Below are 19,218 nucleotides of genomic sequence, written 5' to 3'. Positions count from 1 at the left end.
AGGTACGCGCCGGGCGGCGGGGCCGACACTGAAGCCATGGGCCTGGACCTGGGAAGTGTCGAGTTCTACACCGGACCACCCGTGCTCGGCGGGCCGGACGACCTCGACGGCGTGATCCGCGAGTTCATCGACGGCGCCGCCGAGACGCTGATGATCGCCGTGCAGGAGCTCGACTCCCGCCCGATCGCCGAGGCGGTGCTGGCCGCCAAGCGCCGCAAGATCCGCATCCAGGTCATCCTGGAGGGCGACTACCTGCGGGAGGATCCGCCGCGGGCCGACCCGTGGGCGGTGACCGGCGACAACGAGGAGAACCGGGTGATCCACGCCGCGTTGCTGCGGGCCGGGGTGGACCTGATCACCGACCTGAACCCGAAGATCTTCCACCAGAAGTTCATCGTCCGTGACCCGGGGCTCGACACCGCCGCCGTGCTGACCGGGTCGACGAACTTCACCCGTACCGACACCGGCGTCAACCCGCCGGACAATCCCGGGCAGCCCGGCAACAACCTCAACCACCTGGTGATCCTGCGGGGGCAGACGGCCGCGAGCCTCTACCTGGCCGAGTTCCAGCGGATGCGGTCGGGCACGTTCGGCGCCCTGCAGGAACGGGTCAACCCGCGACCGGCGGAGTTCCGGCTCGGGCGGATCCGGGTCAAGCCGATCTTCGCCCCGTACCACGGGCCGGAGATGGAGATCATGAAGCAGATGCTGAAGGCGGCCGAGCGGGTCGACTTCGCGATGTTCACGTTCGCCCAGTCGTCCGGCATCGACGACACGATGGAGTGGCTGCTCAAGGCGGGCATCCCGATCCGCGGGGTCCTCGACCGGGGCCAGGGCTCCCAGGAGTGGGCCGCCACCAAGCGCCTGAAGGCGGCCGGCGCCGAGCTCTACGAGAACACTCCCGGCAACGGCGTCCGCAAGGTCCACCACAAGCTCATGATCATCGACCGGCGGCTGGTGGTCGCCGGCAGTTTCAACTTCACCGCACCGGCGAACACCCTCAACGACGAGAACATCGTGGTGCTCGGCGACCTCGAGGAGACCGACCCGGCGGCCGAGACCGCACAGCGCCGGCTGGCCGCGTACGCCCTGGCCGAGATCGACCGCGTCGTCACCGGCCTCTGCCGCCCGGTGTCGGCATAGTGTGCGGGTGTGGGAGAGAGCGGTTCCTGCCGCTGCTGGGCGTGGACCCGCTGCCGGTGGTGGAGTTCCCGGCGGTCCCGTTCGACCCGGAGCTGAAGGTGCCCGCGGTCGACCTGGTCACCGCCGGCCGGCCGGCCGCCTGGATCGACGACGACCACACGCCTCGCGGTCTGCGGTGGGCGGCGGCACGACCGGCGCCCACCCTGCTGGTGTCGATCGACCCGGCGGTCGGCTGGACCCGTTCCGATGTCGACCGAGTCCTGGACTGGGCGGCCCGTCTCTGATCCGTGAATGTCGTACCCGCCCTGTAGGTTCCCCGACTGTGAAGACCACGTACACATCGGCGGGCATCGCGCTCGCGTTTCTTTTCGCCGTCGCAGGCTGTTCCTCCGACTCCGACGTCCCGGCCACGCCGTCGAGCCCGACCACGGTGGTGAGCAGTGCCCCGGCGGCGCCCGCCGGGGTGCCGGCGGCCGTCGCGGGAGAGTCCGTCGGGGCCAAGGGCTCGGCCTGTGAGCTGCCGTTCGAGTTCCAGGCCGCGGCCGACTGGAAGCCGAAGGCCATCGACCTGAAGAAGATGGGCGAGCTGGCGGATCTGGCCAAGGTCGGCGACTTCACCGTGGTCTGCGAGATCGACGCCAAGCCGGCCGGCAGCATCGGGTTCATCCGGGTGCACCTGGCCGACGGGCTCAGCGGGGCGCCGGCCGAGCACCTCCAGGAGTTCATGAAGGTGTCGATCGGCAAGCGCGAGGCCTCCAACACCGATGTCACCGACGTGCAGATCGGCGCGGCGCAGGCCGCCGAGGCGTCCTGGGAGACCCTCGACAAGGAGTACGACATCCGCAGCAAGTACACGGCGTTCGCCCTGAACACCAAGAAGGGCATCGCCGTGGTGCAGCTGGCCCCGCTGGACACCGGCGAGTACACGTCGATGCAGCCGGCCTACGAGCTGGCCAAGAAGACCGTGAAGATCCAGGCCTAGGAGAGAGGGGCCCGGGGTGCCGCCCCGGGCCCGAAGATCACCGCAGGACCGTGTCGATGCTGTCGGCCCGCCACTCGCGCAGCAGCTCGTGGAAGGCGACCGGCCCCGGCCCGTAGGAGAACATCACCGGCCGCGGGTTGCCCTCGCCGTTGTAGTAGCCGGGCGTGCACTCGGACTGGAACCGGAAGGTCTTCGGCGCGGTCTGGAAGATGACCTGCGCCCACGCCTCCTCGTCCTCGGCGGACGGCTCGATCCAGCGGGCGCCCCGCTTCTGCGCCTCGGCGACGACCGCCGCGATGTGGATGGCCTGCTCCTGCAGCACGTGCACGAAGTTGACGGCGGCCGCGTTCTGCAGCGCCCCGAGATGGAACAGGTTCGGGAAGCCGTGGCTGTAGAAGCCGTGCAGCGTGCGCGGCCCGTTGCGCCAGTGCCCGAGCAGCGGCATCCCGCCCCGGCCGGTGACCGGCAGCGTCCCGGAGAGCACGCCGGAGATGCCGACCTCGAAGCCGGTGGCGAAGATGACGCAGTCCACCTCGTACTCGGTGTCGCCGACGACGACGCCGGTCTCCGTCATCCGGGTGATGCCACCGTGGTCGGCGGTGTCGACGAGCGTCACGTTGGGCCGGTTGAAGGTCTGCAGGTACTGGTCGCTGAAGGTGGGCCGCTTGCACATGTAGCGGTACCAGGGCTTGAGCGTCTCGGCGACGGCCGGGTCGGTGACGATCGTGTCGATGCGCTCCCGGATCTCGTCCATCTTGCGGAAGTCCGCCATCTCGTCGAGGTATTCGCGCTCCTCGTCGGAGACGTTGACGTCGACGCTACCGGTGAGCATCTGCCGCTGCAGCTTCGCCGTCGACGTCCACCGGTCGTCGATCAGGTCCTCGTCGGCCCAACCGCCGGTCACGTTGAGCAGGAAGTTCTCCATCCGCTCCCGCTGCCATCCGGGCCGCACGCTGTCCAGCACCGACTGGTCGGTGGGCCGGTTGTCGCGCACGTCGACGGTCGACGGGGTCCGCTGGAAGACGTAGAGCTTCTCGGCGGCCTCGGCCAGGTGCGGGATCACCTGGATGCCGGTGGCGCCGGTGCCGACCACGGCGACCCGCTTGCCGGCCAGCCCGGTGAGCTTGCCGGTCTGGTCACCGCCGGTGTAGCCGTAGTCCCAGCGGCTGGTGTGGAAGGTGTGCCCCTTGAAGTCCTCGACACCGGGGATGCCGGGCAGTTTCGGCTGAGTCAGCGTGCCCGATGAGATCACCACGTAGCGGGCCCGGAAGTCGTCGCCGCGGTCGGTGGTGACCTGCCACTCGGCGTTCTCCTCGTCCCAGGTCAGGCCGGTGACGCGGGTGTGGAACATCGTGTCGGTGTAGAGGTCGAAGCGCTTCGCGATGTTGATGCAGTGCTGCCGGATCTCCTCGCCCGGCGCGTATCGCCATTTAGGGACGTAACCGACCTCCTCCAGCAGCGGCATGTAGATCGTGGCCTCGATGTCACAGTGCACACCGGGATAACGGTTCCAATACCACGTACCGCCGAAATCGCCGCCCTCGTCGATCGTCCGGATCTGCTGGACGCCCGCCTGCCGCAGCTTGGCGCCGGTGAGGAGCCCGCCGAATCCGCCACCGATGACCACCGCCTCGACCCGGTCGGTCTTCGGATCCCGCTCGGTCCGCTCGGTGTAGGGGTCCTGCGCGTAGTAGCCGAACTCGCCGGCGGCCCGCCGGTACTGCGCGGCGCCGTCCGGCCGGATGCGCCGGTCCCGCTCCAGCCGGTAACGCTCGCGCAACGCTGCGAGGTCCTCGGGCTTGAGGCGGCGGGGAATGGGGGTTGAGGGGGACATGCGGGCCCTTTCGCGGGGTTGATCCGGTGGTGCGACCAAACTCAGAGGCCACAATTTAAAGCACTTGTCTTACCAAAAGCGTGCTCCACGGCAGCGATATCCGAAAAATCATCGTGAACGTCGGTCAAGGGCAATTCAAAAGCCTCATATCGTACGATCGCCCGCGTGCCGCCCCGCGCAAGAGGCGTCGTCAGGTCACCGGTGCGGTGAACAGCCCCACGATCGCGTCGATCAGCCCGGCAGCCGTCGCGCCCCACACCGGTGCCGCCTCCCGCTCCCGTTGCGCGCAGAAGTGGACCAGCAGGGTGTGCGCCATGTGGGTGCGCTCCTGGCGTACCTCCTCGGAGAGATCCGGCAGGCAGCGCTGGAGCCCGTCGATGACCGTGTGCAGCCCCATCGCGTCCCGGAACTCCTCGGCCGCCACCTCCAGTAGCGCCGGCTCGGTCATCAACTGCGCGGAGAACCGGGCATACCAGCTCGGATGCCCCAGATCGGCGAGATGGTCGGTGATCGGCCGGACCACGCAGGTCACCCAGTCGCGCAGGTCGGCACTGCCCGCATGCACCGCCAGCAGCCGCCGCCGGATCCGCTCGGTCGGGACCGCGTGGCGCTGGATGATCGCCCGCACCAGATCGGTCTTGGTCCCGAAATGGTAGGCGACCGCCGCGTTGTTGCCCTGTCCCGCCGCCTCGCCGACCTGCCGGTTCGAGACCGCGTGCACGCCCCGCTCGGCGAACAGCCGCTCGGCCGTCGCCAGGATCAGCGCCCGCGTCTGCTCTGCCTGCTCGGTCCGCGCGCGCCGCCCGCCCGTGCTCATCGTCGAACTCCGTGCCGTCTCAGTGACGTGAATCTCTCGCGCCGTGCGGAAAGCGCAAGGATAGGGCCTGTCGGGGCCGCGCGGGGGCACCGGAGTCGCCCGATCACACCTCGGGGCCGCTCTAGGACGACAGACCTGTGCAAAACGGACCTCGACCCGCGCGGTGCGACCGGTGGCGCGCGTGACGCCACCGGTGACCGGCTCGTCGCTGGTCCGGCTGTCGCCGACGGTGGGTCAGCAGTAGCCGGACGGACACTCCCCGCTCGCCAGCAGCTCGTACTGACGGCACTTCGGGCAGCGGGGCGGATCCGGGCGGGGCGCCGGCTTGGCCGCGGCCCGCGTCTTCGTCGCGCTCGTGCCGGCCGCCTTGGGCGCCGCGGCCGCCCGGACCCGCTTCACCGGCGCCGGTTTGCCCGCGGCCCGCAACTCCACCGCCTCGGCAGCGGCGTCCAGCAGCGTGTCGTAGTTGTCGTCGATGTAGTCCGCTTGGACCGACACCCAGCAGTCCGGGTCGTCCGGGTCGATCACAAACGAGCCCGGCATGCTCAGCGCCACATCGTTGGCCCGCTCACGGTCGACGGCGAAATCCACCCCACCCGGGTGAATGCGCACCGCCACGCCGGTCTTGCCCTGCGGGCGCACCTGCAGCGCCTTACCCAGTGTTTTCACGTCGATGGTCGCCCGGCTGCGCAGCTCCAGCAGCAGCCGCGCCACCGAGGGAGCCGCCCCGACTCCGGCGGAATCCGTTCCGTACTCGTCCATCCGACCTCCGCTCCGATGCGACCAGGTGATCCTCTTGCCGTATCGACACGTCAGTGCCGCACGTGAGAGCCGTTGCTCACCCTACGACGCGATTCCCCAGGCACCTCTCACCGGGCGGCAACCTTGCGGCAACCATTTGCGGATATTCTGGCGATCCGACACGGACGTCGATCTCTGGGGCTGAGCCGATGACATCGCCGCCGAAACTCGCGCCGGCCGACGACTTCTACCTTGCCGCCCACGACGGGATAGGCGGCCGGCCGCTGCTGCCCGACCGCGTCCTCGGCGTCGGTCTCGCCGCCGCCCTGCTCGGCGAGCTGATGTTCTGGCGGCGCCTGCGCCCCGACGGTGACCTGCTGCACCTGATCGACGCCACCCCCACCGGCGACCCCGCCACCTCCGCCGTCCTACAGCGCATGGCGGGCAGCCCCGGCCCGCACGGGCTCGGCCAGTGGATCACCCACCTCTCCACCGGCGCCGCCGCCGAGCTCGTCGAGCGCCGGCTCCTCGCGGCCGGTGTCCTGCGACAGGAGACCCGCCGGCGGCTCCTCGGCCCCGGCACCACGTCCCTGGTCCTCGCCGACCCGAAGAGCCCCGGCGAGCCGGCCGCCCGGATCCGCACCCACCTGTCGTACAACGAGAGCCTCGACATCGCCGACCTGATGCTCGCCGGCCTGATCCTGGCGACCGGGCTCGACGCGTTCGTCCTCGACACCTGCAACCCGCGCGACCGCGCCCGGTTGTCCGACCAGTTCCGCCGCAAGCTGCCGGCGGCCCTGTCCCACCTGGTCGCACACGCCCGGGCCGCGACCGCCGACCCGGTCCCGGTGGTCGCCCGCTGACCGGCGGTCACCCCGTTCGGCCCCTTCGGCGCACGGTCGTCCCTGTTCCGTGCCTCCGCTGCTTCGGCGCACGGTCGCCTCGGTTCTCTTCTTCTGCCCCTCCGGCGCACGGCGGCGCCTGTCCCGTTCCGCCGCCCTCCGGCGCACGGTGGGCGCCGCGTCGGCCGACTCCGTCGACGGGGCCGGCCGACGACGGCTCCGCCCTCGGGGGCGGCCGGTTCGGCTCGGTAGGGTTCGGTCATGATCACTGTCCGGTCGTTGCTGCTGTTCGCCCTGGCCGCGCTGGCCGAGATCGGTGGCGCCTGGCTGATCTGGCAGGGCTGGCGGGAGAATCGTGGCCTGTGGTGGATCGCCGCCGGCGTGATCGCTCTGGGCGCATACGGCTTCGTCGCCACCCTCCAGCCGGATCCTGACTTCGGGCGGATCCTGGCCGCCTACGGAGGGGTGTTCGTCGCCGGGTCGCTGCTGTGGGGCGTTCTCGTGGACGGCTTCCGCCCGGACCGGTGGGACCTGATCGGGGCCGGCCTCTGCCTGCTCGGTGTCGCCGTCATCATGTACGCCCCACGCACCGCGGCCTGACCTGCCGCAGGCGCCGTTCGCATGGCCTGGACCGGTGCACCGCCTGCATCGTCCCGGCTGGCGTGACGGACGGCCTGGCCGCAAGCACCGTTTGCCTGGCTTGGCGCGGGTCGTGGACCGGTGCATCGCCTGGGCCGTCCCGGTCGGGCTTGATGGACCGCCTGGCCATAACCGGCGCTCGGTGGCCTGGCGCGGGTGGCGGGCCGGTCTCACCGCTGGGGTGCCCTTCGGGCGGTCCGGCGTGGGCCTACGGGCCCGGTCCCACTGCATGGGTCGGACCGGTCGGCGGCCGGGTCAGTCCCACCACGTGCGCCAGACCGGGTTGTCCAGCAGGGCGGCGGCCAGGTCGGTGAGGGTGTCGGCCAGGTAGAAGTCGTACTCCCCGTCGTTGTACTGGCGGTATTTCCAAGCCAGGGCCAAGGCATCCGGGCGGGTAGCAGGTGGGCGGGCCACCGTGTAGTCGAGGTTCGGGCCGCTCCAGTAGACCGGCTCCGCGCCGTACTCCTCGAGGAAGTGGCGCATGATCGCGGCGTGTTCGCCCGGGTCGGGGTAGCCGTTCCAGCCGCCGTAGTGCAGGGTCACCGGCACCAGCCACGGTTCTGCGGCGGGGACCAGGGCCACCGTGATCGCGAGCGGACGGCCGTTCCAGTCGTAGCCGAGATCCAGACCGGGCCGCTCCGGGTCGTCACGCCACTTGCCGCCACCGGCCAGCTCGGCACGGATCTCAGCCGCATACGCCCGGTCGTAGCTGGCCAACTGGCGCTCGCCGGCCCCGGCCAGCACCGCCGCCCCGTCGAGGGCGTACGCCTGCGCCAGCGACTCCTCGACGGTGACATGGGTGCACGGATCCTGCAGATACTCGGGAGCATCGCCGTCCATCAGCAGAGGCCACAGTCCGGTCTCCGGGTACGCCGACCGCAGCCGGCGCCACCAGTCCAGGGCGGTGTCGCTGTCGGCGGCGAAACCGGTGACCTGCGCCCCGGAGAGGGTGACGGCGAGGCGTTCCGTCGGGGGCATGCCGGGGATCGTCACGTCAGAGCCTTCAGCTGCTGGAGGATCGAGGGGTCGGTGATGCGGTCGTCCTCGCACAGCAGGAGGACCTTGCTGAGGATCACGCTGGTCATCCGGTCGTCGTCGGCGAACGGCAGGAACAGCCGGTGGTGAGCGGTCGCCCCGAAACCGGCCGGGACCACACACAGGTAGCCGGCCGGCTCGACGTGGATGCTGCCGCTGGTCAGATGCACCCGGTAGGTGGCGCGGGTGCCGCGGACCACGGCGGCGGCCCCGTCGATGGTGACCCGGGTCAGGCCCAGATCCGTGATCAGGGCGGCGAGCACCCGGGCCCGGCTCTCCGCCTGCGCCGGTGAGCCCCAGCGCTCGTCCGCGGTGCCGGCGACCGAGACGGCCAGGTCGAGGTCACGCATCACCTCGGAGAACACGACCGGTGGCACCTCGACGAGCGGGATCGGGCGGCCGCCACGCAGGAACCGCAAGCCACCGATCAGCACGTCGCTCATGCCCCAGAACCCGTGCAGGTCCGCGCTCAGCGCCGCGGTCAGCCCGTCACCGGCCGGGCGGGTCGCCTGGTGATCCCCGTACTCGTGGCCGGTGCTCCAGCCGCGGCCGGCCAGCAGTTGGGCGGCGACCCGGCCGGTCACGCTCTGCCCGGCGAACCGCTGTGACACGTCGACCGTCTCACGCTCGGCGGGGGTCACCACATACAGCTCGCGGAACGCCTGCTTGACCGGCTGCCGCAGCCGGCGCCGAACGACCTCCTCCTGCCAGCGGGCCAGCGTCCCGGCAGTCAGCAGGTCGAACGGGTGCACGGCGGTGACCGGCCCGCTCGTGTCGATGTCGTCGAGCAGCCCGACGGCGCCGGTGTGGTCGCGCCAGATCAGGCCCGGCAGCATCGCCGCGCCGGCCGGCAGCGAACGGAGGCGGGTCAGCTCGTCCGGGGTGAGCGTCGCCCCGGACGCGACCAGCCGCTCGATCAGGCCGGTCCGCATCCGCCGGGCCTGCTCACGGAGCCGCTCCTGATGGTCGCGCAGCTCCCGGTAGGACGGGTGCGCCCGGACCGTGGCCGGCACCGATTTCAGGGCTCGACCCGCCCGGCTCACCGCGAGCATCGGCTCGGCGCCGTCGAAGAGCAGCTCGATCCGGTAGTCGCCGGCGTCGGCGGCTGTCGGCGTCCCGGTGGCGACCTGGGCCTCGCAGTCCCACTCGAGGCGGCTCGCGTCGGCGGCTCCGGTCACCTGAGCGAGGTGGTCGAGGGCGACGTCGACCGCCGCGGCGTGCGACAGGCGACGGTTCGGTCCCAGGGCGGGGCCCTTCTTCGCGACCTCTCGCAACGCCAGGTAGCGGTCGAGAACGGTCTCGTCCGGCGCGAGGGGGAGCATCCCGAACGCGGCTATGCCCTGCAAGGCGTTGTTCTTCACCCGTTTCAGGACGGCGGCCCGGTTGTCACCGAGAACCGCTGAGACCAGCTCGTGGGGTTGCCGTCTCAGCAGCCGCCGGGCCGTCTCGTGGCCGACCGACTCCACGATGGCCAGGATCTCGGCCCGGTCCTGCCGGAACGGCTCGTGCCCGGTGGGCATCCGCCGAATCAGCCGCAGCAGGGGCGCGCCACCCTCCAGGCCGAACAGCGGCAGGATCGCCGCGTCGTCACCGGCCTTGACCCGCCACCGCCAGACCTGCTCCCGGTCGGCGGCGGGCCGCTCCCGCAGCAGGGCAACGAGCTCGTTCTGCTCGGCGACGGTCAGCTCCGCCGTGCCGAGATAGTCAGCGACCTCCGCCTCGCCGGCCGGGTCCGAGGCGGCTCGGTCTGGGGTGGCCTGGTCTGGGGTGGCCGGGTCTGGGGTGGCCGGGTCTGGGGTGGCCTGGTCTGGGGTGGCCGGGTCTGGGGTGGCCGGGTCCGGGGTGGCCCGGTCCAAGTGAACTTGGTCCGACGCAGTCTGATCCGAGGCGGCCCGGTCTGAGGCGGCCCGGTCCAGAGCGGCGCGGACGAACCGCAGCCCACGAGGCGCTGGACCCTCCGGGAACTCGGCCAGCCCGGCCTCGGGCCCGGTCTGCACTGGGACGTTGCCGGGCGTGCTGATCAGGTGCCAGATCATCGCGTCGATGTGGGAGCGGACCGCGTCCGCGCAGGGCAGGCCGGCGATGTCGCGCCACACATACCGGTCGTCGGTGAAGGCGCGGGCGACCGCGGCCGCGTCCAGGGCGCCCGCGGTGTGCAGAGCGTCGAGGATGCGGGCGACGGTGTGCCGGGGTGAGCGGCCATGGGGCGTGTGGAGCACGATCCGCAGCAGACGGACGTCGCGGGTCTCGAAAGCACGCCGCGTCACCTCGTCGAGCAGGAAGTGGGAGCCGACCGCCTCGATCAGAAGGGCTCGGCGGGACGCACCGGCCCACGGCACGTCGAGCAGCCCGGCGACGTCGGCCGGATCGCGCACCGGGAACGCCTCGTCGTAGACCGCGTCGAGAGCCTCGACGATGTCGGCCGAACAGGAGCGCAGGTGGCCCCCGGAAGCCTGCCCACCCCGGCGCATCGAGAGGCGGATCTCGTCGGCGAGCGGCGTCAGGGCGGCCGGGTCGGCGGCCCGCGCCCGCTCCAGCAGGCCCAGCAGCTCCTCCCGCCCGCGGCGGACCCCGTCGGCACACGACGGCGGGACGAAGTCGATCGGGTCGGCCATCAGCCACCCACCAGGGCGACCAGGCGCAGGAACACCACCGGCTCGCCGAGACGGACGGTGATCTCCTCATCCAGCTCGGCGACCTGGCGGCCCCCGTGGAACATGACGAACGTGCCCCGGCTGAACGCCCGGTGCGCCCGCGCGACCTCAGCGCCGGCATCGGGTGGAGAGGGCGGCCGGGACGGCATGCGGATGACGCCGGTCGCGGCCTGGGCACGGAGGTCGTCGTCGGACAGGAACTGCCGGTCCAGAGCGCGCCGGCAGCGGGACGCGTCCGCCCCGGTGAGCCGGATCTGCTCCTCGACCGCGCGGCGGATCAGCTCGCGCGCGGTCGTGCTCTCCCCGGCCAGCCGCACCAGCACCGGCGGCAGGCCATCGGACGTGCCGGTCACCCGGCTGCGCACCTCGACATCGACCATGCCGGGAACCCTAGAGCAGGGGTACGACAAACCCGGTACCGCCAGGTCAGCAGCCGTTTCCCGAACCGCGGCCGACATCTACGACCGGGTTCTCGGCCCGGCCCGGCTCGATATGTGCGGCCAGACGCGGCGGTGTTCCGGACCGGTTCTGGTCCTCGGTGGGAGCAGCGCGCGGCGGTGTTCCGGAACGGCTACGTGACCATGGAGGAGGATCTCCACGGCGGTCGGTCTGCCTGGCTCTACCGGGCTAGGATGCGTCGATGTCCGATTCGGAGCTTCTGCCGTCCGGTATTCTGCTGCGCTCGCTCCGCGAGGACGACGCCGCCGCGATGCTGGACGTGCACGTTCGTAACCGGGATCATCTGGCGCCCTACGAGTTCCCCCGGCCCGAGTCGTTCTTCACCCTCGACGGCCAGCGTGACCGGTTGCGGTCGATCGTGGGCAAGGAGAGGGCCGGCGAGGTGGTCAGCCGGGTGATGGTCCGCGGCGGCACGGTGGTCGGCTTCGCCTGTCTGACCAGGATCACGCCGGTGCCCCTGTGCGGCGCCGATCTCGGATACTGGATGGACGCCGGGGAGCAGGGACGGGGGCTGGCCAGCGCGGCCGTCGAGCATCTGCTGCGGGTGGCGCGGGATCGCGGACTGCACCGGATCGAGGCCGCCACCTCACCGGCGAACGTGGCCTCGCAGAAGGTGCTCACCAAGAACGGTTTCGTCCACTACGGCACCGCGCACAGCCACCTCTTCCTCAACGGCGGCTGGCAGGACAGCTTCCTCTACGAGTTGGTCCTCGGCGACGATCCACCGAAGTAGCCGGAGCCGCGCCATCGGAATCCAGCCCGGCTCTGATCGTCGAGCCGAAGAACCCGCTCCGGCACGACCTGGTGGCGTGGGCGCGACCGGCAACCGGGTGACGCGGAGCAGGCGGCACGGACCGCGGTGGAGCCACACGCCTCCCGAAGAGACGCCTGCCGGTTGGGTCGCTTGACGGGCGAAGGGCCGCCTGGCGGTTGAGCGGGTTGGAGGGCGAGGGCCATCCGCGGGAGCAGGGCGGCGGGAGCGGGGCCGCGGAAGGTGAGGGCCGCCTGGCGGTTGAGCGGGGCGGAGAGCGAGAGCCACCCACGGGATGAGCCGGGCGAAGGGCGAGGAGCAAGCCCACCGGACCTGCCGGGTGGAGGGCGAGGTGACGCCGGCCCGGCGGGCGGCGGAAAGGAAGCGGCGGGCGGAGAGACGCGGAGCTAGAACCTGGAAGTGTGAGAAGGAAGCCCCGCAGGAGCCGCCCACCGCTGCCGCCGATCATAGGCAACCCGCCGGCCACGGCACACCCGGTTTTCAGGGGACGGTCAGGATGACGGCCGGGTCGCCGTCGGTCCAGGCGTCGGGTAGGACGGCCAGCGTCCCGGCGACCGCGGCGGCGTGCAGCCCGACCGATCCGGCGGCGGCGAGATCACCGCCCGGGCCGACCGGGACGATGCGGACACCGCCGGGCATCAGCTTCGCGGGGCCGGTCACCGTCGCCACGGGCAGGGCGGTGGGAGGGCGGCCGGCGAGCGCGGCCACCAACGGTTCCAGCAGGGTCAGGGCGGCGACCAGGCCGGCGTACGGGTTACCGGGCAGACTGGCCACGAAACGCCCGTCGGGCAGCGCCGCCAGTGCTTGCGGATGTCCGGGCCGGCAGGCCACGCCGCGGACCAGCCACGTCGCGTTCGCCTCGGTCAGCAGCCGGTGCAGGTGATCCGCCGCTCCGGCCGACGACGATCCACTGACCACGATCACGTCGGAGCAGGCCCCGGCGAGCGCCTCGCCGAGCGTGCCCGGATCGTCCGGCAGCCGGCGGGACGTTTCCATACGGCCACCGGCTCGGGCGGTGATCGCGGTGACCAGCCCGGTGAAGATGTCGCGCACCCGGCCGGGTCCGGGTGTCCCCTCGGTGATCACCTCGTCGCCGGTGACCAGCATCGTGACCGTCGGCTGCCGGTGGGCGAGCACCTGCTCGGCTCCGGCCTGCAGCGCGGCCGCCGCCACGGTCGCGGTGACGATCCGCCCGGCGGGCGCGATGAGGGTGCCGGGGGAGAGGGCGTCGCCGGCCCGGCGGATGTGCCGTCTCCGCCGGGGGGCCGTCCGAGCCTCGGCCGGCCGAACGCCGGGCGGGTCGCGGAGCTCGGTGACCAGGTTGTTCTCGATGCGGCAGTCCTCGTACGGCAGGACCGCCTCGGCTCCGGCCGGCAGCAGCGCCCCGGTCGCGATCTCCACGGCCGTGCCCGGCAGGAGCCGTTCGCCGTCGACGGCGTGCCCGGCCAGCACCCGCCCCCGCACCGTCCACGGGCCGTCACCGGCGATCGCATACCCGTCCATGGCCGCGTTGTCGAACGCCGGGACCGGCCGCTCGCACCGCACCGCCGCGGCGAGCACCCGGCCGGTGGCCTCGACCACCGGCGTCAGCTCGGAGGCCAGGGGCTTGGCGGTGTCCCGCGCGGTGGCGTAGGCCTCCGGCCACGACATGTGCACCGCCCGAGTAGACCCGCCCGGTGTGTCCGTGACGTGCCCGCCCTGATGCCGGCGTGCGGCCGGAACCTCACCCACAGTCCACTCCCGTTGTGACCGATCGATGGGGACGCCTCGATCCTGCCGGTTCACCGGTCTCACCGGACAGGGGGGCTTACGTCCTACCGGGCCCGGCTCCAGACGTCACGGGCGGCCGCGTCGGCGACGTAGTCGGTGAAGTCGCGGCCGGGACGCTTCAGGATCTGCTCGACCACGCCGGTGGGTTTCGTGTCCCCACGGGCGGCGAGACGGCCGAAACCGCTGATCAACGCCTCGATCACCTCGTCCGGCAGGCCGTCGGCGCGCATCGTCTCGCGGTAGGCGCCGGGGGTGCCGTCGAAGGTGATCTCCCGGCCGGTGGCGGCGCCGATCTCGGCGACCGCCGCACCGAACGACAGCGCCCGCGGGCCGGTCACCTCCACCAGCTCTCCGAGCAGATCGTCGCCGGTCAGGGCGGCCACCTCGACCGCGGCGATGTCGTCGGCGTCGATGAAGCCCTGCGCGGCGTCACCGACCGGCACGCACAGCCGCCCGTCGACCACGGGCTGCCGGAAGAACGTCTCGAAGTCCTGGTGGAACCAGTCGGGGCGCACGATGGTCCATTCGGCGCCGGAGTCGCGTACGTCCTGCTCGGCCTTTCGCAGGTGATCGAGACCCATCACCTCCAGGCCCCGGTCGGAGTGCAGCACCACCCGCCGCACCCCGGCGCGCAGCGCCGCCGGAAGGAACGCCTCCGGCATCGCGGTCTGATCGGGCAGGAGCACGAACATGACGGGTACGCCGGCGAGCACCCCCTCCCACGTGCCGGGATCCGCCCAATCGAACCGTGGCGAGGTATGACGTGACACCGCCCGGACGTCCCGCCCGGCGTCCCGCAGGCGCGCGACGACCCGGCTGCCCACCGTGCCGGTCCCGCCGAGCACCAGAATCGTGCTGTCGAGGCTCATCGCCCCACGCTAACCCGTCCGCCCGTTCTCTTCCCGCCGGTGAGGTCGCATGGTTCCCGTCGGTGCGCTGGTGCTGGTCCTGGCGTCGGCGTTCGTCCACGCCCTGTGGAACGTCCTGTTCGCCCGGCAGTCGCGGGGCGTCGCGGCGCTGGCCGTGACCAACGCGGCCGGCCTGGTGGTGTGGGCGCCGGTGGCGCTGGCCCGCTGGCGCGTCGAGGCCGAGGCGTGGCCGTATCTGCTGGTCAGCGCCGCTTGCCAGGTCTACTACCTGGTGGTGTTGCGCCGCGCCTACACCCGCGTGCCCGCCCACACGGTGTATCCGGTCGCCCGTGGTCTCGGGCCGGTCCTGGTGCTGGCGGCCACGACCGCCGGCGGCGCCCCGGTGCCGTGGTCGGCGTTCCTCGCGGTCGCGCTGATCAGCACCGGCATCGCGACGACCGCCACCGGCGCGGTGAACGGGCGGGTCCTCGCCGCGGCCTTCCCGGTGGCGGTCTCGGCGGCCGCCTACCCGTTCGTCGCCGGGTACGGTCTGCGGCACGCCGATCCGGCGACCTACCTGTGGCTGTCGACGGCGCCGCTGACCGTCGGAACCCTGGCGATCGCCCTGGTCACCGCCCGCGCCGAGCTGCGTCCGGCGCTGCGGCCGGGCACGGTCGCGACTGGCGCCGGGATGGTCGTGTCCGGCGGGCTGCTGATGGCGGCGCTGGCCATGGTGGAACCGGCCCAGGTCCCGGCGATCGCCGCCCTCCGCGAGACCGGCGTCCTGTTCGTCATCCCGCTGTCCTGGCTGATCGACCGGACGTTCGCCCGCTCGGCCGCCGTCGGCGCGGTCCTGGTGTTCGCCGGCGCGGCCCTGCTCGCTCTGCGCTGACCGGCGCCCTACCCGGTGGCGCGCCGCAGGAGGTCTCGCACCCGGTCCACCTCGGCCGGTGCCGGCCGGTCTCCCGCGGCGTCGTTGGCCACCCGCAGCGGATCGCCGCCGATCAGCGCGGCGACCACCGCGGCCCGGTTGCGGTCGCTGAGATCGTCCTCGACGGCGGCCAGCAGCGGCAGGTAGTCGGCCTGCGGCAGCCCGTCAGGGTACGCCCGGCGCAGGTCCTCGAGGGCGGAACGCAGGTGTTCGGGCAGGAACATCCCGCTGTGCGGGCGGATCTCACCCGCCTCGGCGTGTGAGTAGTCGCGGGCCTCGACGACCAGGCCGTCCGGCCCGAACAGCAGAATCGTGCACCCGGCGATGGTCAGCGGCGCCCCGCCCGGCCAGGTGATCGCCCAATACTCGACGCTCGCGGTCGATCCGGTGACGACCGGCTCCGCGAACCACACCTCGGCCGGCCGGGTCTCCTCGGCGAAACACTCTTCGAGGTACGCGCGGAGCCCGTCGCGGCCCCGGAAGTGCCGCCCGATCCCGGCCCGGTGGTCGCCGTGCGGGGCGTGCAGCGCCGCGAGCGCCTCCACGCCCTGGGCCGGCCAGCCGGTCCGCCACGTCGCCGCCCAGTCCCGGGCCCACCGCGCCGTCGTCATCCGGCCGATCTTAGACGCGGTCAGCTGACGGCGTAGTTGCGCAGCAGCCGCAGGGCCGTCGCCGCCTGCGGGCCGGTGGTCCGCAGTCTCGTGTCGGCGGGAGCGAGACGCTGGGCTCCGACACGGCAGAAGTCGCCGGCCGGACCGGTGACGACGTTCTCCGCGGCCGGGTCGCCGAGCTGCCAGGAGGCGCCGTCCGGTGCGGTCAGCTCGGCACGCACCGGCGCCGGTGGCAGGCCGGCCAGGCGGAACGCGTACGGCAGGGTGCTCAGCCCGAGCCAGGCGACGTGCCGCAGGCGGGCCGTGTCGGGATAGTCGAGGCCGAGCGGGACGGTGATGTCGAGGGCGTGCGCCCAGTGCTCGGCCAGCCGGGTGGTGGCCAGTGTGCGCGGCTTCAACGGGGTGGCGACCCACCGTACGGCCTGGTGGGGGTCGGCGGACCGCAGCGCAGCGACCGCATCGCGCCGGGCCGCCCGCCACCGGTCGAGGATCTGCGGGCCGTCGCCGCGCTCGGTCTCGACGAGAGCCGCCATCGCCTCGTCCACGGTGGCGCCGAGCTCGTGCCAGCGGACCGGGTCGCCGTGCTCGCCGACGGTCGCGGTCACCGCCTCCTCGGTCTGCGCCAGGTGCAGCAGGACATCGGCGACCGTCCAGCCGGCCGCCGCCGACGGTGTCGCCCAGTCGTCCCGTGTGAGCGCGGCCAGAACCGTCTCCAGCTGCTGCTGCTCGGCTTCCAGATCGTCGAACACGTCGGTGTGCGCCACGGCTGATCCCTTGCGGAGAGTCGGTGCAGGGCCGGTACGGGTGGCGTGTGGGCCACCGTCGCAGCATAGGAGAACGTGCTCGCGGACGGCGCCCACGGCCCGGCCTAGGATCGGCGGATGGCCGTCTTCGCCCAACTCTCCCTCGGTGTGCACGACTGCGAGCGCGCGGGCGCCTTCTGGGCGGCGGCGCTCGGCTGGATCCGGCGGCCAACCCGCTGGGACGGCGACGATTGGATCGTCCTCGACCCGCCGCCGGGACAGCCGGGCGCGCCGATCGCGATGGACGACAGCGAGAGCCCCGCCGAGGAGTTCCCCCGCGTCCACATCGACCTCGCCGCCGGCGACGCCGGTCTGGAGGCCGAGGTGGAACGGCTGCTCACTCTCGGCGCGACCCGCGTGGACTGGCCGTTCTACCCGGCGGCGGGGGAGCGGCATCCGGACGAGCTGCCGTTCGTGGTGCTCGCCGACCCGGAGGGCAACCGCTTCTGCGTCAGCGCGTGAGCGTGAGCCGTCGATCGGGCGCCCGCGTGGGTGCGGAGGGCATCGGCTACGGCGCAGCGGCGAGGCGGGCCCGGAGGTCGCGGGCGGCCCGGCCGCGGTAGTGGAGCAGCAGGTCGGCGAGGGTGCTGCGGACCTCCGGGTCGGGGTGATCGGCTAGGTGGGCGAGTTCCTCGGCGCCGCCGCGGCGGGGGCCGGAGAGAGCCAGCAGCGCGTCGATGATCTGCTCGGACGTGACGGCCGCGCGGAGCTCGGCCATGAGCTGTGGTTTCGTCATCGGCGGGTCGTCGTAGGGGAAACGACGGCGGAGCCTGGCGGAACCCGGCGTGCCGGGCTGCAGGCAACCCGGGCAGGTGCAGGGGCGCGGGCCGTGTGCGCCGGGAACGTGCCGCCAGCCCACGCCCTGCGGTAGAGCGCGGACCCGGCGTACCTCCGCGGGTGTGATCGATCGCGGGACGAAGATCTCGTAGCCGCGCGGATCGGCCAGCTCCCGCAGATGGCCGGCGGCCCTCGCTGCGGTGAGCCGGAGCGGCTCGCGGCCGTAGCGGCCGACGGTGACCGGCTCGTCGTCGGGGACGCGCAGGTCGACGGCGACCAGGACGCCCGGCTGCCAGCGGCGCAGCTCCCGCACCCACTGGTGGGTGAGCGTGAAGTCGGGCAGCACCGCCATCGTGTAGACGCCGCGGCCACCGTCCCATCCGCGGCTGCGTGCGGCGACACCGCCACGTAGCAGACGGGCCGCGTGGCGGTGCGGGGTGATGTGCACGAGGTTCGGCATCACCGGGCAGCGTAGGCCGCGGTCAGTGGTGATGCAGCACGTTTATCGCCAGGTCGGTGATCACGGTGACGTAGAAGATCGCCCATCCGACCAGGTTGCGGGAGCCGACCCGCAGATGGGCGACGAGGGCGCCGGTGAAATACAGGAAGAGGCCGGCAGCGGCCAGGGTCCCGAGCAGGGGTACGGCGAAACCGGCCAGCAGTCCTATCGTGCCGGCCGCCAGCAGCGACCCGAGGACCGGCACGAATCTGCGGGGGATCCGTTTCATGTCCGCCTGGGCCTTCGGGTATTCGTGGCCGATCAGGTAGAAGACAGCGGCGCTGCCGGTGAAGAACGCGGTCACCAGGGTGACGATGGTGTAAGCCGTGGACAACGGGCCCTCCTTGATGGTCGGTACAAGGACGGGCCGGGCGTTCGGATTGTGACGGCCACCGGCAGAACGCCGTACCGGGACCGAGGGCTACCTGCGGCCGATCAGGGTCTGCACCACCGGGCGGCCCGCGTCGGCGACCAGGCGGGTCAGCAACGTGCCGAACGGGTCGTGCCGGGTGCCGTCGGCTTGTTCGCTGATCTGTGTCCGGACCCGCATGGGGGGCTGGCCGCTCGGCTTGAGCAGGTACGCCGACGTCGTTCCGGCCGTCAGGGTGCCGTCCCGGACGACGTGCAGCTCCAGGCGTTCCATGTCGCGCCACAGGGTGGCACGGGGCCGGCCTTTGCGCAGGTGCACGAGCCCGTGCTCGTAGGCCCAGACCGGCCGGCCGCCCCGGAACGGGAACAGCATCGCCCAGCCCAGGCTGCCGATCGCGGCTGCCAGCGCCAGGATCGCGGCCGGCAGCAGCGGCCGGAACCAGGCGCCGGCGGCGTGGAAGAGGGCGAACGACACCGCGAACGAGGCCACGCTCAGCAGCAGTGCGACGAGCGCCGCCCGTGCCGGGTCACCGTTGTCGCGGTGCCCGACCGGCTCGCCGAGATCATGCGCGGCGGCGAGTGCCGCCACCTTCGCCGGGATCGCCCTGGTCCCGCCCGTGTCCATGCTGGTCAGCCCCCGCTTCTCGCCGGTTTGCGAGGGCATCATGCGCGTGGTCCCTGTCAAAAATCTT

21 protein-coding genes are annotated in these 19,218 nt (G+C 72.4%); 8 read left to right on the top strand and 13 right to left on the bottom strand.

The features are described 5' to 3' along the window. Positions 1-36: 36 nt before the first annotated feature. The 3 genes from ACQPZW_RS24955 to ACQPZW_RS24945 are packed head-to-tail and all read left to right on the top strand — an operon-like array spanning position 37 to position 2,125. Positions 37-1,143, top strand: a complete 1,107-nt coding sequence (locus ACQPZW_RS24955) for a phospholipase D-like domain-containing protein (protein ID WP_433788443.1) — start codon at positions 37-39, stop codon at positions 1,141-1,143. A 41-nt stretch (positions 1,144-1,184) separates the two neighbouring features. Beyond that, positions 1,185-1,427 (top strand): hypothetical protein, encoded by a 243-nt coding sequence (locus tag ACQPZW_RS24950; RefSeq protein ID WP_433788442.1) that lies wholly within the window; start codon positions 1,185-1,187, stop codon positions 1,425-1,427. A 38-nt stretch (positions 1,428-1,465) separates the two neighbouring features. Continuing rightward, on the top strand, positions 1,466-2,125 hold the full coding sequence (locus ACQPZW_RS24945) for a lipoprotein (protein ID WP_433788441.1): 660 nt from the start codon (positions 1,466-1,468) through the stop codon (positions 2,123-2,125). Between the two features lie 37 nt (positions 2,126-2,162). Here ACQPZW_RS24945 and ACQPZW_RS24940 read toward each other — a convergent pair whose 3' ends face one another. The 3 genes from ACQPZW_RS24940 to ACQPZW_RS24930 form a co-directional block, all read right to left on the bottom strand. Further along, complete coding sequence (locus ACQPZW_RS24940) at positions 2,163-3,959, bottom strand: flavin-containing monooxygenase (protein WP_433788440.1); 1,797 nt, start codon at positions 3,957-3,959, stop codon at positions 2,163-2,165. A 190-nt stretch (positions 3,960-4,149) separates the two neighbouring features. Continuing rightward, positions 4,150-4,776, bottom strand: a complete 627-nt coding sequence (locus tag ACQPZW_RS24935) for a TetR/AcrR family transcriptional regulator (RefSeq protein ID WP_433788439.1) — start codon at positions 4,774-4,776, stop codon at positions 4,150-4,152. Positions 4,777-5,010: 234 nt separating this feature from the next. Continuing rightward, entirely contained in the window at positions 5,011-5,538 is a 528-nt protein-coding gene (locus ACQPZW_RS24930; RefSeq protein WP_433788438.1) for a hypothetical protein, read from the bottom strand. Positions 5,539-5,726: 188 nt separating this feature from the next. Between ACQPZW_RS24930 and ACQPZW_RS24925 the strand changes: the two genes are divergently transcribed. Both ACQPZW_RS24925 and ACQPZW_RS24920 read left to right on the top strand, forming a co-directional pair. Beyond that, positions 5,727-6,380, top strand: a complete 654-nt coding sequence (locus tag ACQPZW_RS24925) for a GOLPH3/VPS74 family protein (RefSeq protein ID WP_433788437.1) — start codon at positions 5,727-5,729, stop codon at positions 6,378-6,380. 240 nt (positions 6,381-6,620) lie between these two features. Beyond that, entirely contained in the window at positions 6,621-6,959 is a 339-nt protein-coding gene (locus tag ACQPZW_RS24920) for a YnfA family protein (protein ID WP_433788436.1), read from the top strand. 294 nt (positions 6,960-7,253) lie between these two features. Here ACQPZW_RS24920 and ACQPZW_RS24915 read toward each other — a convergent pair whose 3' ends face one another. The 3 genes from ACQPZW_RS24915 to ACQPZW_RS24905 are packed head-to-tail and all read right to left on the bottom strand — an operon-like array spanning position 7,254 to position 11,067. Continuing rightward, positions 7,254-7,976 (bottom strand): DUF4253 domain-containing protein, encoded by a 723-nt coding sequence (locus ACQPZW_RS24915; protein ID WP_433788435.1) that lies wholly within the window; start codon positions 7,974-7,976, stop codon positions 7,254-7,256. A gap of 11 nt (positions 7,977-7,987) precedes the next feature. Then, complete coding sequence (locus ACQPZW_RS24910; RefSeq protein ID WP_433788434.1) at positions 7,988-10,648, bottom strand: DUF4132 domain-containing protein; 2,661 nt, start codon at positions 10,646-10,648, stop codon at positions 7,988-7,990. Continuing rightward, positions 10,648-11,067, bottom strand: coding sequence for a hypothetical protein (locus ACQPZW_RS24905; RefSeq protein WP_433788433.1), 420 nt, complete (start codon positions 11,065-11,067; stop codon positions 10,648-10,650). Before ACQPZW_RS24905 ends, ACQPZW_RS24910 begins: the two co-directional genes overlap by 1 nt. Positions 11,068-11,327: 260 nt before the next feature. On the opposite strand from ACQPZW_RS24905, the gene ACQPZW_RS24900 reads away from it, so the two are divergent. After that, a complete protein-coding gene (locus tag ACQPZW_RS24900) occupies positions 11,328-11,879 on the top strand; it encodes a GNAT family N-acetyltransferase (RefSeq protein ID WP_433788432.1) in 552 nt (183 codons plus the stop codon). A gap of 519 nt (positions 11,880-12,398) precedes the next feature. On the opposite strand, the gene ACQPZW_RS24895 is transcribed toward ACQPZW_RS24900, so the two are convergent. Next, positions 12,399-13,568, bottom strand: a complete 1,170-nt coding sequence (locus tag ACQPZW_RS24895) for a molybdopterin molybdotransferase MoeA (protein ID WP_433797617.1) — start codon at positions 13,566-13,568, stop codon at positions 12,399-12,401. A gap of 164 nt (positions 13,569-13,732) precedes the next feature. Further along, entirely contained in the window at positions 13,733-14,557 is an 825-nt protein-coding gene (locus ACQPZW_RS24890; protein WP_433788431.1) for an SDR family oxidoreductase, read from the bottom strand. Positions 14,558-14,606: 49 nt separating this feature from the next. Between ACQPZW_RS24890 and ACQPZW_RS24885 the strand changes: the two genes are divergently transcribed. Continuing rightward, the gene (locus ACQPZW_RS24885) at positions 14,607-15,428 is read left to right on the top strand and encodes a hypothetical protein (RefSeq protein ID WP_433788430.1); all 822 of its coding nucleotides are present in this window, start codon (positions 14,607-14,609) and stop codon (positions 15,426-15,428) included. An 8-nt stretch (positions 15,429-15,436) separates the two neighbouring features. Here the strand turns inward: ACQPZW_RS24885 and ACQPZW_RS24880 are convergent, their stop codons facing one another. Together ACQPZW_RS24880 and ACQPZW_RS24875 are read right to left on the bottom strand one after the other, a co-directional pair. After that, positions 15,437-16,078 (bottom strand): nuclear transport factor 2 family protein, encoded by a 642-nt coding sequence (locus tag ACQPZW_RS24880; RefSeq protein WP_433788429.1) that lies wholly within the window; start codon positions 16,076-16,078, stop codon positions 15,437-15,439. 20 nt (positions 16,079-16,098) lie between these two features. Continuing rightward, the gene (locus ACQPZW_RS24875) at positions 16,099-16,842 is read right to left on the bottom strand and encodes a maleylpyruvate isomerase family mycothiol-dependent enzyme (RefSeq protein ID WP_433788428.1); all 744 of its coding nucleotides are present in this window, start codon (positions 16,840-16,842) and stop codon (positions 16,099-16,101) included. Between the two features lie 117 nt (positions 16,843-16,959). On the opposite strand from ACQPZW_RS24875, the gene ACQPZW_RS24870 reads away from it, so the two are divergent. Next, the gene (locus tag ACQPZW_RS24870; protein WP_433797363.1) at positions 16,960-17,343 is read left to right on the top strand and encodes a VOC family protein; all 384 of its coding nucleotides are present in this window, start codon (positions 16,960-16,962) and stop codon (positions 17,341-17,343) included. 46 nt (positions 17,344-17,389) lie between these two features. Here the strand turns inward: ACQPZW_RS24870 and ACQPZW_RS24865 are convergent, their stop codons facing one another. From ACQPZW_RS24865 to ACQPZW_RS24855, 3 genes are all read right to left on the bottom strand, one after another. Beyond that, positions 17,390-18,118 carry a HEAT repeat domain-containing protein gene (locus ACQPZW_RS24865; RefSeq protein ID WP_433797362.1) on the bottom strand — a complete coding sequence of 243 codons (729 nt, stop codon included), beginning with the start codon at positions 18,116-18,118 and terminating at the stop codon, positions 17,390-17,392. 22 nt (positions 18,119-18,140) lie between these two features. After that, the gene (locus ACQPZW_RS24860) at positions 18,141-18,491 is read right to left on the bottom strand and encodes a DoxX family protein (RefSeq protein WP_433797361.1); all 351 of its coding nucleotides are present in this window, start codon (positions 18,489-18,491) and stop codon (positions 18,141-18,143) included. 87 nt (positions 18,492-18,578) lie between these two features. Beyond that, positions 18,579-19,193, bottom strand: coding sequence for a hypothetical protein (locus ACQPZW_RS24855; RefSeq protein WP_433797359.1), 615 nt, complete (start codon positions 19,191-19,193; stop codon positions 18,579-18,581). Positions 19,194-19,218: the final 25 nt, after the last annotated feature.

Origin of the sequence: Actinoplanes sp. CA-252034, assembly GCF_050956125.1 — a bacterium.
In the GTDB taxonomy this organism is placed as follows: domain Bacteria; phylum Actinomycetota; class Actinomycetes; order Mycobacteriales; family Micromonosporaceae; genus Actinoplanes.
This window is presented reverse-complemented; position numbering and strand designations above follow the sequence as displayed.